The following is an 18,802-nucleotide window of genomic DNA, read 5'->3' as shown; positions in this document are numbered from 1 at the left end:
TGTGCAGGCGCGCTTTTGGTCCTTACGCGGCGCAAATCGCTTTGATAGGTGCGATGCGTTCATCACATTTGGCATGACGTATCATGCAATCCTTCAACCGCATCGGTCTCATTCTGCTCTGGTTGGCCGCGCCTCTCGTCGCATTTGCGGCCGCGAACAAGAACGATCCTTATCTGCTCGTGCTGCGCGGCGCCGGAAACATCGCACTTGTCGTCACAAGCATCGTGATCGCCATCGTGCTGCTGCGCCGCGGGCGTTGGCGCAGCATCGCCGGCAAGTTGCTCGTCATGCTCTGGTGCGTTGCGCCGCTCCTGATGTCGGCGGCGCACCTGAAATTCGGACTGCGCAAGCACGACGTGTTCGCGGCGAGCGCCACCGAAGCACGCGGGCTCGGATCTCACTTCATGGTCGGTTATTCCTCCTTCCCGGAGGTCGCGCACCTCGCCGAGCAAGGCTTGATCGGAGGCGTCTACGTCACCCGGCACAACATCCGCGGCCGGACCGTCGAGGCGCTGCGTGCCGAGATCGCGACGCTCCAGGACAAGCGGCGAGCCGCCGGCCTGCCGCCGCTGGTCGTTGCGGCGGACCAGGAGGGCGGCATCGTCGGCCATCTTGCGCCGCCGCTGACGAAGCTGCCGGCGCTGGCGACGCTCGCCGGGCTTGCTCCCGACGAGCAGCAGGCCAAAGCGGCCGAGTTCGGCCGCATCCACGGACGTGAACTCGCCGGGCTCGGCGTCAACCTCAATCTCGCACCGGTGCTCGATCTCAAGCCGCCGGTCCGGCGCAATCGCCTCGATTTTCACACGTTGATCGGTCAGCGCGCGATTGCGACCGATCCGGCTGTCGTCGGTGCGATCGCGAGCGCCTATGTGCGCGGGCTGGAAGAATCCGGCGTCGGCGCTACGCTCAAGCATTTTCCCGGCATCGGGCGCGTGCGCGCCGACACGCATCATTTCAGCGCCAATCTCGACACGCCGGTGAAGGAGCTGGAGGCAACCGACTGGCTTCCGTTCCGCGAGGTGCTCTCGCATTCGCGCAGTGCGCTCATGGTCGGGCACGTCACGCTCACGGCCGTCGATCCCGATCGCGCCGCCTCGCATTCCAAGCGTGTCGTCGAGGGGATCATTCGCGGCAAATGGGGCTATCAGGGCGTCGTCATGACCGACGACCTCGTGATGGGCGCGATCTACCAGCACGACGTCTGTCAGGCCGTGGTCGAGGCCATCAACGCGGGCGTCGATTTGCTGCTGGTCGCCTATGACGGCGCGCAATTCTACCGGATTTTCGCTTGCGCCCTGGATGGATCGCGGCAGGGCAAGCTCGATACGGCGATGCTGCGCGCAAGCGAAGCGCGGCTCGCGCGGGGTTTCCCGTCCGATCAGGCGCGAGCCGCCTCACGCCCTGTGAGCGTCGCCCGCCAAAACTAGCCCTTCACGAACTGCCGGTAGTCAGGCTCGCGATGAAACCAGAACTCGTAACCGGTGATGGCCTTCTGCATGGCGACATCGTGGATCGGCTGGTTGAGCGGGACGACGGGAACATCGCGCATGCAGAGCGCGATGAAATCCTTCACCGCCTTGTCATACTCGGCAGCATCCGTGGTGAACCGCGCCTTGTCGATCAGCGCGTCCATCTCTTTGTTCTGGTAGGAGGAGATGTTGAAGATCGAGTTGTTGCCGTGGAAATTCCAGTAGAAGTAATATTCGGGGTAATCGAGCCAGCCGCTGAAGCGGTTGAGCGCGAGCGGCAATTCCTTCTTGTTCAGCGTGGTGCGCCAGTTCGCGCCGGGGATCTTCTCGATCGCCGCCTTGATGCCGATCTTGGCGAGGCTTTCCTGGATCAGGATCGCGGTCGGCTCGCCGACCGTGGCGGTGCCCGTGTCGAGCGACAACGTTGTCTCCAGCCCTGACTCGAAGCCTGCCTCCTTCATCAACGCTTTGGCCCTGTCGAGATCGGTGACGTAGGGAAACGCCTGCGGCCAGACCGGCTTTGAGACGTCTGCCGCTCCGCCATACATGGGAACGGCGCGTCCGAAGAACGCACTGTTCTGGATCTGCTCATAGGGCATCGCCCAGGCGACGGCCTGGCGCAGCTTCACATTGTCGAACGGCGGCTTTGCCGTGTTCAGCGCGACCGACCAGAGCGCGTTCGGGATCGGCACGCCAGAGACCTTGACCTTGCCCTCCTTGATGATCTGCTCGAAGTCACGTGGCGCGAAGCCGCTGGAGATATCCGCATCACCCCGCTCCAGCATGGCGCGGCGGGTGCCGGGGGAAGGAACGTCGCGCGCAATGACGCGCCTGAGCTTCGGCAGCGGTCCGCTCTTCCAGTCATCGAAGCGCGCCAGTACAGTCTCGCTGCCGGGCTTCCAGCTTTCGATCCTGTAGGCGCCGCCACCGGCCTCGTTGTTCCTGAGCCACGCGAGCGCCCAAGGATCTTCCGGCGTCGCGTTCTTCTTGGCGAGCTCGGAATTGATGATGAAGGGCACGACCACCGCGACGTTGAACAGCAGCATCTTGTCCTTGCGCACATAGTCGATGCGGAAGGTGTGGTCGTCGACCACGACGAACTGCTCGGGCTTTTCCAGCGACCCCGCCGACATCTGGAAGGTCGGAAAGCCGCCGACCTTCACCGCGCGGTCGAACGACCATTTGACGTCCTTCGCGGTGACCGGCGTGCCGTCGTGGAATTTTGCGTCCTTCCGCAATTTGAAAGTGCAGGACATGCCGTCGGCGGCAACCTCCCAGCTCTCGGCGAGTTCAGGCGCGAGCTTCTCGCGGTCATAAGACACCGTGCCGTCGGGGAGCGTCTTGGAGGCGTAGCTCAGCAGGCGATCGTAACAATTCCAGGACAGCCCGTTCACGGTCTGGTTGGAGCCGACGCCCTGCATGTCGAGCGAGTTTGGCCCGAGCTCCTGCACCACCAGCAGCGTCTCCGCGCGCCCTTGCGCCGAGGCAAAGCGCGGAGCAAGGGCGGTCATTCCGGCAAGGCCGAGGCCGCCCAGCACGCCGCGGCGGTTTAGTTCGAAAGATGATGCGCTCATGGGTGCCTCACTCTTGAGAGATTTGCACCATAAAGAGGCAAGGCGCATGCCATCGGCCGCGCTTCACGGCGTCACATCCTGGGCGGACCTAAATCCTACGGCGTCACCGCTCCGCGGCTCACGGCACGCGGGGCGGTCAGCTCTTTCCAGGTGGAATTGGCGACATGCACGGGTGAGAACGCCGGGCGCTCGACATAATGGCCGTCGCCGGCCTCGGCTCGGAGATCGCCATCCTTCCAGACGACGCGGCCGCGCGACAACGTCGCCGCCGGTCCGCCGGTGCAGGAAAAGCCCTCGAACACGTTGTAATCGATCCGGCTCATCTGCCGCTTCGCGCTGATGGTCTTACTCGCCTTGGGATCCCAAACCACGACATCCGCGTCCGAGTCGACGGCGACCGCACCCTTGCGCGGATAGATGTTGAGGATGCGGGCGATGTTCGCCGAGGTCACCGCGACGAATTCCTCTTTCGTCAGCCGCCCCGTAGCGACACCGGCAGTCCACAGCAGCGCGAGGCGATCTTCGAGGCCGCCGGTGCCGTTCGGGATCTTCCTGAAATCGGCGCGCCCGAACCGCTTCTGCTCGGTGGTGAAGGCGCAGTGGTCGGTCGCGACCACCTGCAGCGAGCCGGCTTGCAGACCGGCCCAAAGACTATCCTGATGCGACCTGTCGCGGAACGGCGGCGACATCACACGCTGCGCAGAATGATCCCAATCCTCGTTCTGATATTCACCGGCGTCGAGCAGCAAATGCTGGATCAACGGCTCGCCATAGACGCGCTTGCCCGCCGCACGTGCCCGCGCGATCGCCTCATGCGCTTCGCGGCAGCTCGTGTGCACGATGTAGACCGGTGTGCCCGTCATGTCGGCGATCATGATGGCGCGGTTGGTGGCTTCGCCCTCGACCTCCGGTGGCCGCGAGTAGGCGTGTCCCTCGGGCCCGGTGACGCCGCGCGCGATCAGCGCCTCCTGCATCAGGGCGACGACGTCGCCGTTCTCCGCATGCACGACCGGCATGGCGCCGAGATGGGCGCAGCGGGCGAACGAGTTGTAGAGCTCGTCGTCGTTCACCATCAGCGCACCCTTGTAGGCCATGAAGTGCTTGAAGGTGTTGATGCCGTAGGTTTTGACCACGGTCTCCATCTCGTCATGGATCTGCTTCGACCACGACGTTACCGCCATGTGGAAGCCGTAGTCGGAGGCCGCCTTCTCGGATTTGTGCCGCCACTCCTGATAGGCCCCGAGCATCGACTGGCCGGGATCGGGCAGGCAGAAATCCACCACCATGGTGGTGCCGCCGGCCAGCGCTGCCTTGGTTCCCGATTCGAAATCGTCGGCGGTGACGGTGCCCATGAACGGCATTTCGAGATGGGTGTGCGGATCGATGCCGCCCGGGATGACGTAGGCGCCGCCGGCCTCGATGATCTCGCTGCCCGTCGGTGCATCGAGCGACGGCCCAACCGCGACGATGGTCTCGCCGTCGATCAGCACGTCCGCGCGGCGCGAATGATCATGATTGACGACTGTGCCGCCGCGGATGAGGAGGGGCATGAAGGCTCCTGAGAGAGGCGTGAACCTCGCGAAGCTAAGCGTGCTGCATGCGATGCGACAGGTGAAATTTTAGTCAGGCGCCGACAGTTGAGCTGTGCTCTCCCGGCCTCTACGCCGCCCGCGCGATCAGCCCGTCAATCATCGCGCGCACCAGGCCCGCGATTTCCTTCCGAAGCGCCGGCAGCGGTACCGCGACCAGCTTCTGCTCCAGTCCGAGCGCCACCATGCCATGCACCGCCGAGAACAGGCTGCGCGCGGTGATGCCGAGCTCTTCTCGGCTGCGTTTTGGAAACAGCGCGGCCAGAGGCTCGTATACGTGGCGGAACAGCTGGAGCTGGTCGTCGATCGACCAGTCGGGGAGGAGCTTGTCGGCTTCCATGCGGTGCTCGAACAGGGCGCGCCACAGTTCGAGATTTTCCGCGGCGAAATCGCAATAGGCGAGGGCGATGCGGACCAGGGTCTCCTGTAGCGACGGCTCGCCCGCGCTTTCCGCTGTGCTGAGGGCCTGGTCGAGCCGAAGCAAAGTGCGCGAGCCCACGCGCAGGATCAGCTCGTCGACATCGGCGACGAGATTGTAGACCGCGCCGTTGGCGCAGCCGATCTCGCGGGCGAGATCGCGGGTTTTTAGGCCCGCCAATCCCCTGTCGGCGATCATTTTTTCGGCCGCCAGGATCAAATCTGATCGCAGTTTCTCCCGGCGTTCCAAAGGCTTAGTCATCTGCAAACCAAATTTATGAGCGTTGCTCAAATATTTATTGAACGATGTTCAAGCTTCTTGCTACAAACCATCTGTGAGCAACGCTCATAACAGGGAGCTTCAGATGTTCAAGACCGTAGTGACACTTTTCCGCGGCAGCGTGGCTGCCGCCGGCGAGGAGCTGGAGGACCGGACAGCCCTTCTGATCCTCGATCAACAGATGCGCGACGCGGCAGCCGCCGTCGAGCGGGGCAAACGGACCCTGGCGCTGGCGATTGCACAGGACCAGCAGGAAGGCCGCAAGCTCGAGGCGACCGTCGCCCGCATCGCCGATCTCGAGACCCGCGCGGTTGCGGCGCTCGACGGCGGCCGCGAGGATCTCGCCAACGATGCCGCCGAGGCCATCGCGGGCCTTGAGGCCGATCGCGATGCGGCGCTGACGGCACGCGCCTTGTTCGCAACCGAGATCATCAGGCTGAAGCGGCACGTCGCAAGCGCGCAGGCCCGCATCACCGAGCTCGATCGCGGTCGCCGCGTCGCCCGTGCTTCGGAAGCGGTGCGCTCGCTTCGCCGCAGCGGCATCGAGGCGGCACGCCCCTACGAATCCACGCTGCCGGAGGCGGAGACCACTTTGAGGCGTCTTCGTGAGCGGCAGATGGAAGCCCAGGCCGCCGACGACGCGCTGATCGAGCTCGATGCGGCCACCGGTCCGCTCGCCACCGCCGAAAAACTCGCCGAGCAGGGTTTTGGCCCCCGGCTCAAGACGACCGCGGACGACGTGCTGGCGCGGTTGAAGTCCAAGCGCACGCCGACTGTCTGATCCCAAACCCCATCATCATTCGAACCAACAGGAGACCATCGTGAACCAGAATGGCCAGCCCCACAGCGGCGCCTGGGTGACTTTCACTTACGTGTCCTTCGCAGCCTCCGCCTTCCTCATCGCGATCGGCATCTTCTTCCTCCCGATCGACCTCTGGATGAAGGGTTATCTCACCATGGGCATCGTCATGCTGATCCAGACTTGCATCACCCTGACCAAGACGGTCCGCGACAATCATGAAAGCAGCCGGATGGTGAACCGCATCGAGGATGCCAAGGCGGAACGTCTGCTGATGGAAGTCTCCAAGGCGGCTTGATGGGCATAGCAATTGCGCAAGGAAGCAGCGGAGCAAGTCGCTCCGCTGCTTTGCGCGCCGGAGCGCATCCGCCAAACCTCATTTCGCGCCTGCGAAATGCAACCGAGCCATGACGGATCGCGCGGGCGTGCGCCCTTGCGCAGCCGCGGCGGTCGGAGCACTCTGCGCGAGCGGCACACAAAGAATGCCGCCAAAAAGATGTGCTTATAATATCTTGGCGAGGAAGCTCATGGCGGTGACGCGGATCGACTGCGACATCCACCCGGCGGTTGGTGGCACGCGCACGACGCTGCTGCCCTATCTCAGCGATCACTGGAAAGAGCAGGTGGTGAGCCGGGCCATCGACGGGCTCGATCTCACCTCCTATCCACCGAGCATGCCGCTGGCGGGCCGTGCCGATTGGCGGCCGGTCAATGGCACGAAGCCTGGTTCCGATCTGGCGATGGTGCAGAAGGGCGCATTCGAGCAATTGGGTGCCAGCCACGCGATCCTCAACGTGCTCTATGGCGCGCAGGCCGTGTTCGACCCCTACATGGCGGCCGACTTCTGCAAGGCGATCAACGACTGGATCGCAACTGAGTGGCTGTCGCGCGATCCGCGCTTGCGGGCCTCGATCGTGGTGCCGATGCAGGACCCGGATCTGGCGATCGAGGAGATCGAGCGCCGCGCCGGCGATAACCGCTTCGTCTCGATCCTGGTGCTGGCGCAGGGCGAGACGCTGCTGGGGCGGCGGCATTTCTGGCCGGTTTATCGGCTCGCGGAAAAGTACAAGCTGCCGCTCGCGATCCACGCCGGCACGCAATATCGGCAGGCGCCGAGCTCGGCCGGCTGGCCGTCGCACCGCTACGAATATTACTTCGTCGAGGCACAGGCATTTCAGGCGCAGATCCTGAGCCTGATCTATGAGGGCGTATTCGGCAAGTTTCCGAACCTCAGGGTCGTGCTGATGGAATCCGGCGTGAGCTGGCTGCCGGCCTTCATGTGGCGCGCCAACAAGACCTGGCGAGGGGTGCGCGTCGAGGTGCCTTGGGTCGAGCGCGAGCCGGCTGCGATCATTCGCGACAATTTTCGCGTCACAATGCAGCCGTTCGATGCGCCGGGCGATGCCAAAAGCGTCGAGGACATCATCGACCAGATCGGCTCCGAAAAGATGTTCCTGTTCGCGTCCGACTATCCCCACTGGCAGTTTGACGGCGACGATCCGATACCGCCGAACCTGCCGAACAGCATCATCTCGAAGATGTGCGTCGACAACCCGCTGGAGACGTTTCCGCGGCTGTCGCTCGCCAATTGACTTTGGAGGTTCGCATGAGTGAGGTCATCGACCGCCCGCTGCGGGAAGACGAGAAGCCTGCCGCCTCGCGGCTGCGCATCGTCGATTGCGACGTCCATCCAAGCCTGCACTCGTCCGACGACCTCAACGATTTCCTGCCAAAGCGGTGGCAGCAGCATCTGAAGGAATATGGCAGCCATCTGCGCACGCCCTATCTGTTTACAACGCCCTATCCGCGCTCTTCGCCGCTGATCGCGCGCCGCGATGCCTGGCCGCCGACGGGCGGGCCGCCCGGCTCGGATCTCGCCTTCATGCAGAAGCAGCATCTCGATCCGCTGGACGTCGAGTTCGGGATTTTGCAGGTGCTCGATCTCTTCATCTTTTCGCAGCAGAACCTCGAATTCGGCGCCGCGATCCAGCGCGCCATCAACGACTGGCAGCTGGCGTTCTGGTCGCATCGCGACCCGCGCCTGAAGGCTTCGATTCTGGTGGGACAGGACGGCGTCGATCTCGCCATTGCCGAGATCGAACGCTGCGCGAAGATCGGCGAATACGTTCAGATCAACGTCTCGCCGCGTGCCAACGAGCCGCTCGGTCGCCGCCGCTATTGGCCCATCTACGAACGTGCCGAGGCGTTGGACCTGCCGCTCGGCATCCATGTCGGCGGCTATGGCGGGCATGCGCCGACCGGTGGCGGCTGGCCGTCCTATTATGTCGAGGAGCACCAGTCCAACGCGCACACCATTGCGGCGCAGCTTGCCAGTCTCGTCATCGAGGGCGTGCCGGAGCGCTTTCCAAAATTGAAGTTCGTCTTCATCGAGGGCGGCTTCGGCTGGATCCCGTCTGCGGTGTGGCGGATGGATCAGCACTTCGAGCGGTTCCGCAGCGAGGTGCCGCATCTCAAGCGCAGGCCGTCGGAATACGTCCGCGAGCACTTCTGGTTCACGACGCAACCGATCGACGAACCTGACGAAGCCCGGCACCTGCGGTCGCTGATCGAATGGGTCGGCATCGATCGTCTCTTGTTCTCGTCAGACTATCCACACTGGGATTTCGACGATCCGCGCTTCGCCTTCAAGACGCCGCTCACTGAAGCCGAGCGGACCAAGATCTTCAGCAGCAATGCCCGCGCCGTCTACAAGTTCTGAGAAGGTCCGCACGGTATGGCCCGTCACATCGTCGCGTCCATCTCGGAGATCCCACCCGGCGGCAACAAGGTCGTCGATGTCGCCGGCCGCGACATCGTCGTGTTCCACGTCAATGGCGAGTTCTTCGCGTTGCTGAACCGCTGCCCGCACGAAGGCGCGCCGCTGGAGAAAGCGGCCTGTGTGGCGCGGCTGACCTCGCCCGAGCCGGGTATCTATCAGCGCTCGCGCGTCGGCGAGATGCTGCGCTGTCCCTGGCATGGCTGGGAGTTCGACATGCGCAATGGCCAATCCTGGTTCGACCCGAAGCGCGTCAAGATAAGGTCATATCCGGTCGCTGTGGAGCGCGGCGAGGAACTCCAGAAAGGTCCGTATGTTGCCGAGACCTTTCCGGTGCATGTCGAGGACAGCTACGTGATTGTCGAGGTCTGAGCAGTCGTTTCGGATTGTGATTCCGCCGCAGGTGGGATAAGCCTCGCCCCGCATTTATGGCGGAGACGAGCTTTGTCGAAACAATCCCTGCGTGAGGAGGCCGAGCGCCTGATCCGCGAATCGATGGAAAAGAAAACCGTCGTCATCAAGCAGGGCGATACCCGGATCGAGGCCGTTTGCGGTAAATGCGGTGCCCCGAACCGTGTGCAGGCGCCAAAGGGCCAGACCCGCATCAAGTTCGCCTGCAAGAATTGCGGGCATCAGCAAGAGACGCTGTAGAGCGCCCCCTGTGTAGATCCTCATCCTGAGGCGCCTGCTGGAAGCGGGCGTCTCGAAGGATCGAGGCCCCAGCCGGCCTGCATGGTTCGAGACGCGCGTTCCGCGCTCCTCACCATGAGGATCAACTACTCTCCCTTCACGAACTTCGCGAATGCATCCGCATGGTCCGGATGCCAGCGTGACAGCGGCGGGCGGTTCTCCACGATGTCGCCGGCGGCCCACAGCATGCGCTTTTCGTCGAGCGCGCGCGGGACGTCGTTGTCCGGGCACAGGATGTAGAAATCACCGGCCTCGAGTCGGGTCAGCATGAAATTCACGGTCTGCTCGGCCGTCCAGGCGCTGGCCGGCTTCTCTGTCCGGCCCTTCGCGGTAAGGCCCGTAAAGACGAAGCCGGGAATCAGCAGATGCGCGGTGACGCGGCAATCCCTGGTGTTGCGCAGCTCGTGCTGGAGCGCTTCGGTAAAAGCCTTCACGCCGGCCTTGGAGACGTTGTATGCGGGATCGCCGGGCGGAGTGGTGATGCCCTGTTTCGAGCCGGTGTTGATGATGAGGCCGGCCTTGCCGCGCGCGATCATGTTGGGCGCGAAGATGCGCGCGCCGTTGATGATACCCCACATATTGACGCCGATGATGCGCTGCCAGTTGTCGGGCTCGCCGAACAGCGTGCTGCCGGGCTGGATGCCCGCATTGTTCATGAGGATGTCGGTGCCGCCGAAGCGCTCGCGCACGGCGCGCTCCAGTTCCGTCACGCTCTCGGCCTTGCTGACGTCAATCGCGAAGGTCATCACATGTGTGGCGGACGAGACGGATGAGAGTTTTGTTGCGGCTTCCGCCAGCCGCGCCTGATCAACATCGGCGATACACACCTTCATGCCGTCGCGTGCGAAGGCCAAAGCGGCGGCGAATCCGATGCCGGACGCACCGCCGGTGATCACGGCAACATTGTCTTTGACGATGGCGGGGTGCGGCATGGATCGTCTCCGGGGGAAGGGGGTCGGTCGAGCTATAACATGGCGCTCGCGCGACCCTGCACAAGTCGGCATGGGAGGTCTTCGTTCCGCGCCGACTTTACGCCTCTCCTTTACGCCCCTCCGGCATCGCAGTATTCTATCGACCTAACGATCCCGCCCAGATCGAACCAATCAATCATTTGACAGGGAGTTCAGCCATGGCTGTGTCGCAGGCTATTCCGATCACGCGCCATCCGTTCGCCAACGGGTCCTACAAGCAGATGCTGATCGACGGGAAGTGGATCGATGCTGCCTCAGGCAAGCGCTTCGAGACCCACAACCCCGCGACCGGCGAGCTGCTCGCAACCGTGGCGGAGGGTGACAAGGAAGATATCGACCGCGCAGTTGCTGCCGCCCGCCGCGCCTTCGAAGGGCCCTGGAGCAAGGTCAAGCCGTTCGAGCGGCAGAACCTGCTTCTGAAGCTTGCCGACCTCGTCGAGAAAAATTTCGACGAATTGTCGCAGCTCGATACGCTCGACATGGGCGCGCCGCTGAGCCGTACCCGCGCCTATCGCCTGCGCGCCGTCGGCATGCTGCGCTATTATGCCGGCCAGACCACCGCGATCCACGGCGAGACCATCGAGAACTCGCTGCCCGGCGAAATCTTCTCCTACACGCTGAAGGAGCCGATCGGCGTCGTCGGCGCCATCATTCCCTGGAATGGTCCGCTGACCGCGACGATCTGGAAGATCGGTCCGGCGATCGCGACCGGCTGCACCGTCGTGCTCAAGCCGGCCGAAGAGGCGCCGCTGACCTCGCTGCGCATCGCCGAGCTCGCGATGGAAGCAGGTGTTCCGCCCGGCGTCATCAACGTGGTTCCCGGCTATGGCGAGACCGCGGGCGCGGCGCTGGCCTCGCACCACGACGTCGACAAGGTTGCCTTCACCGGCTCGCATGTTACGGGCCAGTCGATTATCCGCGCCTCGGCCGGCAACCTCAAGCGTGTCTCGCTCGAGCTCGGCGGCAAGTCGCCGGACATCGTGTTCGCGGATGCGGATCTCGATGCGGCCGTGCCGGGCGCCGCGATGGCGGTGTTCGCCAATTCGGGGCAAATCTGCAGCGCCGGCACCCGGCTGTTCGTCGAGCAGTCGATCTATGAGGAATTTGTCGGCCGTGTTGCTGAGTTCGGCAAGAAGCTGCAAGTGGGCAACGGCCTCGATCCCAACACCCAGATCGGACCGCTGGTGTCCGAACAGCAGCTCGAGCGCGTCACCAGCTATCTCGATATCGGACAGAAGGAAGGCGCGCGGGCGCTCGCCGGCGGTGGCCGTGTCACCGAAGGCGCGCTTGCAAAGGGCTTCTTCGTCTCGCCGACAGTGTTCGCGGGCGTCCAGGACAACATGCGGATTGCGCAGGAGGAGATTTTTGGTCCCGTCATCTCCGCGATCGCGTTCAAGGACATGGACGAGCTGGTCAAGCGTGCCAACGCCACCACGTTCGGCCTCGGTTCAGGCCTGTGGACGCGCGACGTCAGCAAGGCGCATGCGGTCGCGAAGCGCCTGCGTGCCGGCTCGGTGTGGGTGAACTGCTACCAAGCGATGGACCCGGCCGTGCCGTTCGGCGGCTACAAGATGAGCGGCTACGGCCGCGAATCCGGCAAGCAGCACGTCGAGGAATATCTCAACGTGAAGGCGGTGTGGATCAAGACGGGCTGAGGCGTTTTTGCGATCGCGTCCGGACTTCAGCAGTCGAGTCTTGCCTGCGGCGACGCAAGTTCGCTTGCGGCGACTAAGGGTTGTTGCCCGGACGCTACAAGCGGTTTGAAAGCGCGCGTCGTCCGCGATTTTTGCAAGACTCGCTATCCCATTTCGAATGTCGGCCGGTTAGTTCTGGTCAGCGTCAATCTTCGGAATTGGAATATCGATAATGCTTCGCTTTGCTCCGATCGTGCTTGTGGCTTTGGGGGTCGCCTCGGCGCAGCCCGCACTCGCGGCCGATATGACCGCACGTGCGCCGGCCTACAAGGCGTCTCCACTGCCCGTCGCCTACAACTGGTCGGGCTTCTACGCCGGCGTGAATGTCGGGTATGGGTGGGGCGATGGTGCGAACGATCTCGCGCCGCATGATCCGATCTTCACCGCGGGTGTGCTCGACGTCGCACTGGCGGGCGGCCTTGTCCCGGCTTCGCTGGCAACAAACGCGCGTGGTGTGCTGGGCGGCTTGCAGGCCGGCTACAATGTGCAGACGGGTTCGTTGGTGTGGGGCGTCGAAGCCGATATCGCGGCTGCCGACATCAAGGGCAGCTCAACGGTGACCCGAACCTTGCCGGTCTTCCCGACGATCATGACCACGCAAGATCAGAAGGTCGACTGGTTGGGGAGCGTGCGCGGCCGGATCGGTGCTGCCGTCGTGCCCGACTTGATGCTCTACGCGACCGGTGGTCTTGCCTATGGGCACGTCAAGGCGTCGACGTCGATCGTGGATCCCACGGGTGCGAGCGGCACGCCCTGCCTCAATGTGATCTGTAGCGCCGGCGCGGTGGAAAGCTGGCGCGTGGGCTGGACCGTCGGCGGCGGCGGCGAGTACCACTTTGCGTCGAACTGGAGCGTCAAGCTCGAATATCTCTACTACGATCTCGGCAGCGAAAAATACACCATCTTCAATCCGCTGTTCCCGTTCACGCCTGGCCCGGCGCGCGGCTTTGACTCAACCGCGAATTTCTCGGGCCACATCGCGCGTGTCGGCTTGAACTACAAGTTCGGCCCGGGCGCGGTCGTTGCAAAATACTGACCTGCAATTCTGAATGGACAACAAGCCCCGGGCCCGGCCCGGGGCTCTTTTTATTCCCGCCTCTTTCGGCTGGCCAGCCATTCCCCCATGCAGCTTCCGAGCTGCGAGGCTTTCTCTTATGATCCTCATCCTCTCATGGATCATTTTGGGGCCGGCATGAAATTCGAGGCGTTGTTTCAACCGTTGCAGGTCGGTCCGTACAAGCTCGCGCATCGCGTCGCGATGGCGCCGTTGACGCGCATGCGGGCCGAGCGCGAGAGCTTTTCGCCGCGCTCGCTCAACGCCGAATATTACGGACAGCGCGCCACCCAGGGCGGTCTGCTCATCGCCGAGGCCTCGCCCGTGCTCTCGCACGGCCGCGGTAATCCGGCGACGCCCGGCATCTATTCGGAGACGCAGATCGCGGGCTGGCGCAAGGTTGTCGACGCCGTGCACGCCAAGGGCGGCGTCATCTTTCTCCAGCTCTGGCATGTGGGCCGCGTCTCGCATTCCTCCTTCCACGGCGGGGAGCTGCCGGTCTCGGCCTCGGCGATCGCGATCAAGGCCGAAGGCATGAAGGCAATGACCGCCGACGGCAAGATCTCCGATTACGAAACGCCGCGCGCGCTGGAGACGGACGAGGTCCAGGGCATCGTCGAGGCCTTCAGGCAGGGCGCGAAGAACGCGCTGGCCGCCGGCTTCGACGGCGTCGAGATCCACGGCGCCAACGGCTATCTTCTCGAGCAATTCCTGCAATCACGCAGCAACCAGCGCACAGATCAATATGGCGGGTCGATCGAGAACCGCGCGCGACTTCTGCTTGAAGTAACGCAGGCCGCGATCGACGTCTGGGGCGCAGGCCGGGTCGGCGTGCGGCTGTCGCCCCACGGCATTGCCAACGATTCCGGCGAGCCCGATCCGATGCCGCTCTACACGCATGTGGTGAAGGCGCTCGACAAGCTCGGTCTTGCCTATTTGCATTTCATCGAGCCGCGCTCCAGCGGCTCGGGGCGTGCAGAAGTCAACTGGCAGAACGTGCCGTCGGCAATGTTGCTGTTCCGCCCGCTCTACAGCGGCGTGCTGATGACCGCCGGCGGGTTTACCGGCGAGACCGCGGACGCCGCGATCGCCGACGGCCACGCCGACATCATCGCCTTCGGCCGCATCTTCATCTCCAACCCCGATTTGCCGCGGCGTCTGCAGCACGATTACCCTCTCACGCCGTATAACCGTGCCACGTTCTACGGCGGGGAGGAGAAGGGGTATACGGATTATCCGGTGCATGGCGAGCCGACGCCGGTCTGACACTGCTGTAGCCCGGATGAGCGAAACGATATCCGGGGTCTTCACCCAAGCTCAGGTCTTACCGGATGTCGCTTCGCTCATCCGGGCTACGGAGTTATTGTGCTGTCCCGACGGACACCACAAATTCCGTCATTGCGAGCACCGCGAAGCAATCCAGAATCCCTCCGCAGAAAGACTCTGGATTGCTTCGCTGCGCTCGCAATGACGACGGAGAGAGATGATGGCCAAAGCCGCAGCCGCCGCAGGAGTTGCCACCGGCCAATGCCTCTGCGGCAAGGTCACCTTCGAGATTGACGTCCCCGCACGCTGGGCCTGGCACGACCACTCCGCCGCCAGCCGTCGCGCCCACGGCGCTGCTTATGCGACATACGTCGGAAGCTGGAAGAAACGGTTTCGCATCACCGCAGGCAAGACGGCGCTGACCCGCTACGAGGACAAGGCAACGAAGACCGCGCGCAGCTTCTGCGCGCATTGCGGCACGCCGATCGCCTATGAGCGCCCGCGCGGGCCGCACATGGTCAACATCCCCCGCGCGCTGTTTAGGGAACGCACCGGCCGGCAGCCGCTCTATCACATCGCGATCGAAGAGCTGCAGGAATGGACCTATACCGGCGAGCTGCTGGTGCCGCTGAAAGGCTTTCCCGGTGTGGTCTGGCAGCGCTCGAAAAAGAAGAAGCGGGCGGGCGGCGAGGATCCGTTCGAGCTGGGTCGCGAGGAGATGTAGCGTGCTGCGCCCGCGCAACGCAGCCATGACCGCGCTTCCTTGCGCGCCTCCCGCGATTTCGGCCATCATGCTTCCTGCCTTGCGGCAACGTCCGCCTCTGGAGGAAACATGAAGAACAAGATCACCGGTCGCTCCGCCTTTCTCGCGCTGCTCAAGGACGAGGGCATCACGCATCTGTTCGGCAATCCCGGCACCACCGAGCTGCCGATCATGCACGCGCTGAAGGACCATCCCGATCTCACCTATGTGATGGCGATGCAGGAGAGTCTGGTGGTGGCGATCGCGGATGGCTATAGCCGCGCCTCCGGAAAGCTCGTCGCCTGCAACGTCCATGTCGCGCCCGGCCTCGGCAACGCGATGGGCTCGCTCTACAACGCCCAGTTCACGGGCACGCCGATGATCCTCACCGCGGGCCAGCAGGAGCAGGGCCACGGCCTGATGGAGCCGGTGCTCTACGGTCCGCTGGTGCGTATGGCCGAGCCGCTGGTGAAATGGGCGGTCGAGGTGACGCGGCTCGAGGATTTGCCGCGCATCGTGCGCCGCGCCGCAAAAGTCGCGACAACGCCGCCGACCGGGCCGGTGTTCATTTCGTTGCCCGGCGACATCCTCAACAGCGAGGCCGGAATAGATCTCGGCCGTTCCACTCGCATCGACGCCCGCACAAGGCCATCGGATGAGGCACTCAAGGCATTCGCCGCGCGGCTGCTCAAGGCTGAGCGTCCCGTGATCGTCACCATGGACGAGGTGGTGAAGAGCGACGCGCTCAAGGAGGCCGCCGAACTTGCCGAGGTGCTCGGTGCGGCTGCCTACCAATCCTCGACGCCCTATGGCTCGCACTTCCTCTCGGAGAGCCCGAGCTTCGTCGGCACGCTGGCACGTGTCCAGAAAGTCGCGCGCGACACGCTTGCGCCGTACGACCTCCTGATCGCGCTCGGCGGCGATCCCCTGCGGATGTCGGTCTACAGCGAGGTCGATGCGCTGCCGGAGGGTCTCGGCATCGTGCAAATCGGCCTCGGCGATTGGGAGATCGCCAAGAACTACGGCGCCGAGATCGCGCTGAAGGCGGATTTGAAGGAAACGCTGCGCGCGCTGATGCCGGTGCTGAAGGAGATGGGCGGCGCCGCCCTGGCGCAACGTGCGAGGCAACGTCTCGCCGAACTCGCGCCGAAGAACTGGACCGCGCGGCGCACCGCGCTGGTCGAGCAGATCGGCAAGGCTGCAGACCGCAGCCCCATCGATCCAGACTGGCTGGTGCTACAAATGGTCGAGGCCATGCCCGCCAATGCCATCCTCGTGGATGAAGGCCTCACCTCGAGCCGCCAGATCACGGCGTTGCGTGCGCACCGCGACCGCTTTGGTTATCACGGCCTTGCCTCCGGCGGCATCGGCTGGGGCCTGCCGGCCTCCGTCGGCGCCAGCATCGCCAACCCCGATCGCCCCGTGGTCTGCTTCTCCGGCGACGGCAGCGCGATGTATTCGATCCAGTCGCTGTGGACGGCAGCGCATCACAAGCTGCCGCTCAATGTGGTCATTGCCAATAATGGCGGCTATCGCATCATCAAGCAGCGTCTGCTCGCCTTCCACGGCGACGACAATTACGTCGGCATGGATTTTGTCGATCCGCCGGTGGATTTCGCAGGCGTGGCGAAGGCGCTGGGATGCGAGGCGATCAAGGTCAGCGACCCCCGCGAGCTGAAGGCGACGCTGGCGTCGGCGTTTGGCCGGCCGGGGACGAAGCTGATCGAGGTGATGGTGGATGGGAAGGTGTAGGGCAGCGTCTCTTGCGCGCCGCTGGTGCCCGCCATGTTCTCACTCGTCATCACCCGCGAAGGCGGGTGATCCAGTATTCCAGAGGCGGCTGTGATTGAGTCGAGACGCTGCGGCGTACTGGATGCCCCGGTCAAGCCGGGGCATGACAGCGTACCTTGGGGTGCTACCCCTTCCTCCCCACCCGGTACCCCGCCGCCGGATGCGGCGCACCTAGTCGCGCACGCCCGTCACCGAACAGCTTCTCTCGCAGTGTGCCCTGCGCGTACTCCGCCTTGTACCGCCCACGTCGCGTCAGCTCCGGCACCAGCATGTCGGCGATGTCCTCGAAATCGCCGGGTGAGATCGCGAAGGCGACGTTGAGGCCGTCGACATCGGTCGCCTCGAACCACGCCTCGATCTTGTCCGCGACCATCTCCGGCGTGCCGACCACGACGGGACCGGCGCCGCCGACGCCGACATGCTCGATGACGTCGCGCACGGTCCAGACGCGATCGGGATCGGCGCGGGTGACGTTGTCCATTGCGCTCCGGCCGGCGTCGTTCTGGACGTGACGCACCTGCTGGTCGAGGTCGTAGCCGGAGAAGTCGACGCCGGTCCATCCCGACATCAGCGCCAGCGCGCCCTCCGGGCTGATATGGCGGCGATAGTCGGCATATTTTTCATTCGCCTCGGCCTCCGTCCGCCCGAGGATGATCGTCATCATCGAGAACATCAGGATTTCCGCCGGATTGCGGCCGAACGCGGCGGCCTCCTGACGGATCGCCGACACGCGCGGCGCGATCACCTTGGCCGACGGTCCCGACATGAAAACGCATTCGGCGTGCTGTGCCGCGAATTTCCGTCCGCGCGGCGAGGTGCCGGCCTGGTACAGTACGGGCGTCCGCTGCGGCGACGGCTCGCTCAGGTGGATGGTGTTGTTGATGCGGTAGTTCGCGCCCTCATGGTTGACGCGATGCACCTTTGTGGGGTCGGTGAAGATGCCGCGCGTGCGGTCGCGCAGCACGGCGTCGTCCTCCCAACTGCCCTCCCAGAGCTTGTAGACGACCTCCATATATTCGTCCGCGATCTCGTAGCGGTCGTCGTGCCCGATCTGCTTGTCCTTGCCGGCGCCGCGCGCGGCGCTGTCGAGATAGCCGGTGACGACGTTCCAGCCGATACGTCCCTCGGTGAGATGATCGAGCGTCGACATCCGCCGCGCGAACGGATAGGGCGGCTCGAAGGAGAGATTGCTGGTGACACCGAAGCCGAGATTCTGCGTCACCGCCGCCATGGCCGACAGCAGCAGCAGCGGATCGTTCGAGGGCGACTGGGCAGCATTGCGCAAGGCTGCGTCAGGACTGTTGCCATAGACGTCATACACTCCGAGCACGTCGGCCAGGAATAGCCCGTCGAAACGGCCGCGCTCCAGCGTTTTGGCAAGATCGATCCAGTAGGGGAGGCGGTTATATTCGGCGGTGCGGTCGCGTGGATGGGTCCACAGGCCCGGTGACTGGTGCGCGACGCAATTCATCGCAAATGCATTGAGCCTGATCTGCTTGGCCATGATGGTCCCCCGGCGCCCTATACCGGGCGCTCTTCGAATGATAGTGCTGCGCCCCGAACTTGGCGAAGTTCTTGCATATAGCCCGACGTTGGCAAGGCCAAAATCAGCGGCGCTGCCGCGCTTGGCAAGCCAATCTCAAGAGAGCAAGAACGAAATCCCAAGACTATCGAAGTCCCCGCCACTTTC

At 64.0% G+C, this 18,802-nt stretch carries 17 protein-coding genes; 12 read left to right on the top strand and 5 right to left on the bottom strand.

The window, feature by feature from the left end; all coding sequences use genetic code 11:
* The first annotated feature begins 83 nt into the window (after nt 1-83).
* Entirely contained in the window at nt 84-1,427 is a 1,344-nt protein-coding gene (locus C7G41_RS01415; protein WP_106940906.1) for a glycoside hydrolase family 3 N-terminal domain-containing protein, read from the top strand.
* Here the strand turns inward: C7G41_RS01415 and C7G41_RS01410 are convergent.
* The 3 genes from C7G41_RS01410 to C7G41_RS01400 form a co-directional block, all read right to left on the bottom strand.
* On the bottom strand, nt 1,424-3,043 hold the full coding sequence (locus C7G41_RS01410) for an ABC transporter substrate-binding protein (RefSeq protein WP_106940905.1): 1,620 nt from the start codon (nt 3,041-3,043) through the stop codon (nt 1,424-1,426). The genes C7G41_RS01415 and C7G41_RS01410 overlap by 4 nt on opposite strands.
* Nucleotides 3,044-3,138: 95 nt before the next feature.
* The gene (gene hydA / locus C7G41_RS01405) at nt 3,139-4,593 is read right to left on the bottom strand and encodes a dihydropyrimidinase (protein WP_106940904.1); all 1,455 of its coding nucleotides are present in this window, start codon (nt 4,591-4,593) and stop codon (nt 3,139-3,141) included.
* A gap of 109 nt (nt 4,594-4,702) precedes the next feature.
* Complete coding sequence (locus C7G41_RS01400) at nt 4,703-5,311, bottom strand: TetR/AcrR family transcriptional regulator (protein WP_106940903.1); 609 nt, start codon at nt 5,309-5,311, stop codon at nt 4,703-4,705.
* A 103-nt stretch (nt 5,312-5,414) separates the two neighbouring features.
* On the opposite strand from C7G41_RS01400, the gene C7G41_RS01395 reads away from it, so the two are divergent.
* From C7G41_RS01395 to C7G41_RS01370, 6 genes are all read left to right on the top strand, one after another.
* A complete protein-coding gene (locus C7G41_RS01395) occupies nt 5,415-6,110 on the top strand; it encodes a PspA/IM30 family protein (protein ID WP_106940902.1) in 696 nt (231 codons plus the stop codon).
* Nucleotides 6,111-6,150: 40 nt separating this feature from the next.
* Entirely contained in the window at nt 6,151-6,426 is a 276-nt protein-coding gene (locus C7G41_RS01390; RefSeq protein ID WP_007615098.1) for a YiaA/YiaB family inner membrane protein, read from the top strand.
* A 229-nt stretch (nt 6,427-6,655) separates the two neighbouring features.
* Nucleotides 6,656-7,720 (top strand): amidohydrolase family protein, encoded by a 1,065-nt coding sequence (locus tag C7G41_RS01385; protein WP_106940901.1) that lies wholly within the window; start codon nt 6,656-6,658, stop codon nt 7,718-7,720.
* 14 nt (nt 7,721-7,734) lie between these two features.
* The gene (locus C7G41_RS01380; RefSeq protein ID WP_199198070.1) at nt 7,735-8,847 is read left to right on the top strand and encodes an amidohydrolase family protein; all 1,113 of its coding nucleotides are present in this window, start codon (nt 7,735-7,737) and stop codon (nt 8,845-8,847) included.
* Nucleotides 8,848-8,862: 15 nt separating this feature from the next.
* Complete coding sequence (locus C7G41_RS01375) at nt 8,863-9,276, top strand: Rieske (2Fe-2S) protein (RefSeq protein WP_007615093.1); 414 nt, start codon at nt 8,863-8,865, stop codon at nt 9,274-9,276.
* A 72-nt stretch (nt 9,277-9,348) separates the two neighbouring features.
* Nucleotides 9,349-9,555, top strand: a complete 207-nt coding sequence (locus tag C7G41_RS01370) for a hypothetical protein (protein ID WP_106940899.1) — start codon at nt 9,349-9,351, stop codon at nt 9,553-9,555.
* Nucleotides 9,556-9,680: 125 nt separating this feature from the next.
* Here C7G41_RS01370 and C7G41_RS01365 read toward each other — a convergent pair whose 3' ends face one another.
* Nucleotides 9,681-10,526, bottom strand: a complete 846-nt coding sequence (locus C7G41_RS01365; protein ID WP_106940898.1) for an SDR family oxidoreductase — start codon at nt 10,524-10,526, stop codon at nt 9,681-9,683.
* 197 nt (nt 10,527-10,723) lie between these two features.
* Here C7G41_RS01365 and C7G41_RS01360 point away from each other — a divergent pair, with 197 nt between their 5' ends.
* The 5 genes from C7G41_RS01360 (at nt 10,724) to C7G41_RS01340 (ending at nt 17,073) form a co-directional block, all read left to right on the top strand.
* Complete coding sequence (locus tag C7G41_RS01360; protein WP_106940897.1) at nt 10,724-12,220, top strand: aldehyde dehydrogenase family protein; 1,497 nt, start codon at nt 10,724-10,726, stop codon at nt 12,218-12,220.
* A gap of 211 nt (nt 12,221-12,431) precedes the next feature.
* Nucleotides 12,432-13,295 (top strand): outer membrane protein, encoded by an 864-nt coding sequence (locus tag C7G41_RS01355; protein WP_106940896.1) that lies wholly within the window; start codon nt 12,432-12,434, stop codon nt 13,293-13,295.
* 156 nt (nt 13,296-13,451) lie between these two features.
* The gene (locus tag C7G41_RS01350; protein WP_106941451.1) at nt 13,452-14,579 is read left to right on the top strand and encodes an alkene reductase; all 1,128 of its coding nucleotides are present in this window, start codon (nt 13,452-13,454) and stop codon (nt 14,577-14,579) included.
* A 220-nt stretch (nt 14,580-14,799) separates the two neighbouring features.
* A complete protein-coding gene (locus C7G41_RS01345; protein WP_106941450.1) occupies nt 14,800-15,303 on the top strand; it encodes a GFA family protein in 504 nt (167 codons plus the stop codon).
* Between the two features lie 108 nt (nt 15,304-15,411).
* Nucleotides 15,412-17,073, top strand: a complete 1,662-nt coding sequence (locus C7G41_RS01340) for a thiamine pyrophosphate-binding protein (protein ID WP_106940895.1) — start codon at nt 15,412-15,414, stop codon at nt 17,071-17,073.
* 163 nt (nt 17,074-17,236) lie between these two features.
* On the opposite strand, the gene C7G41_RS01335 is transcribed toward C7G41_RS01340, so the two are convergent.
* On the bottom strand, nt 17,237-18,616 hold the full coding sequence (locus tag C7G41_RS01335; protein WP_106940894.1) for an LLM class flavin-dependent oxidoreductase: 1,380 nt from the start codon (nt 18,614-18,616) through the stop codon (nt 17,237-17,239).
* Nucleotides 18,617-18,802: the final 186 nt, after the last annotated feature.

The organism is Bradyrhizobium sp. MOS002 (assembly GCF_003020115.1).
Taxonomy (GTDB): Bacteria; Pseudomonadota; Alphaproteobacteria; order Rhizobiales; family Xanthobacteraceae; genus Bradyrhizobium.
The sequence above is the reverse complement of the archived record's forward strand: the minus strand, read 5'-3'. Positions and strand labels throughout refer to the sequence as shown.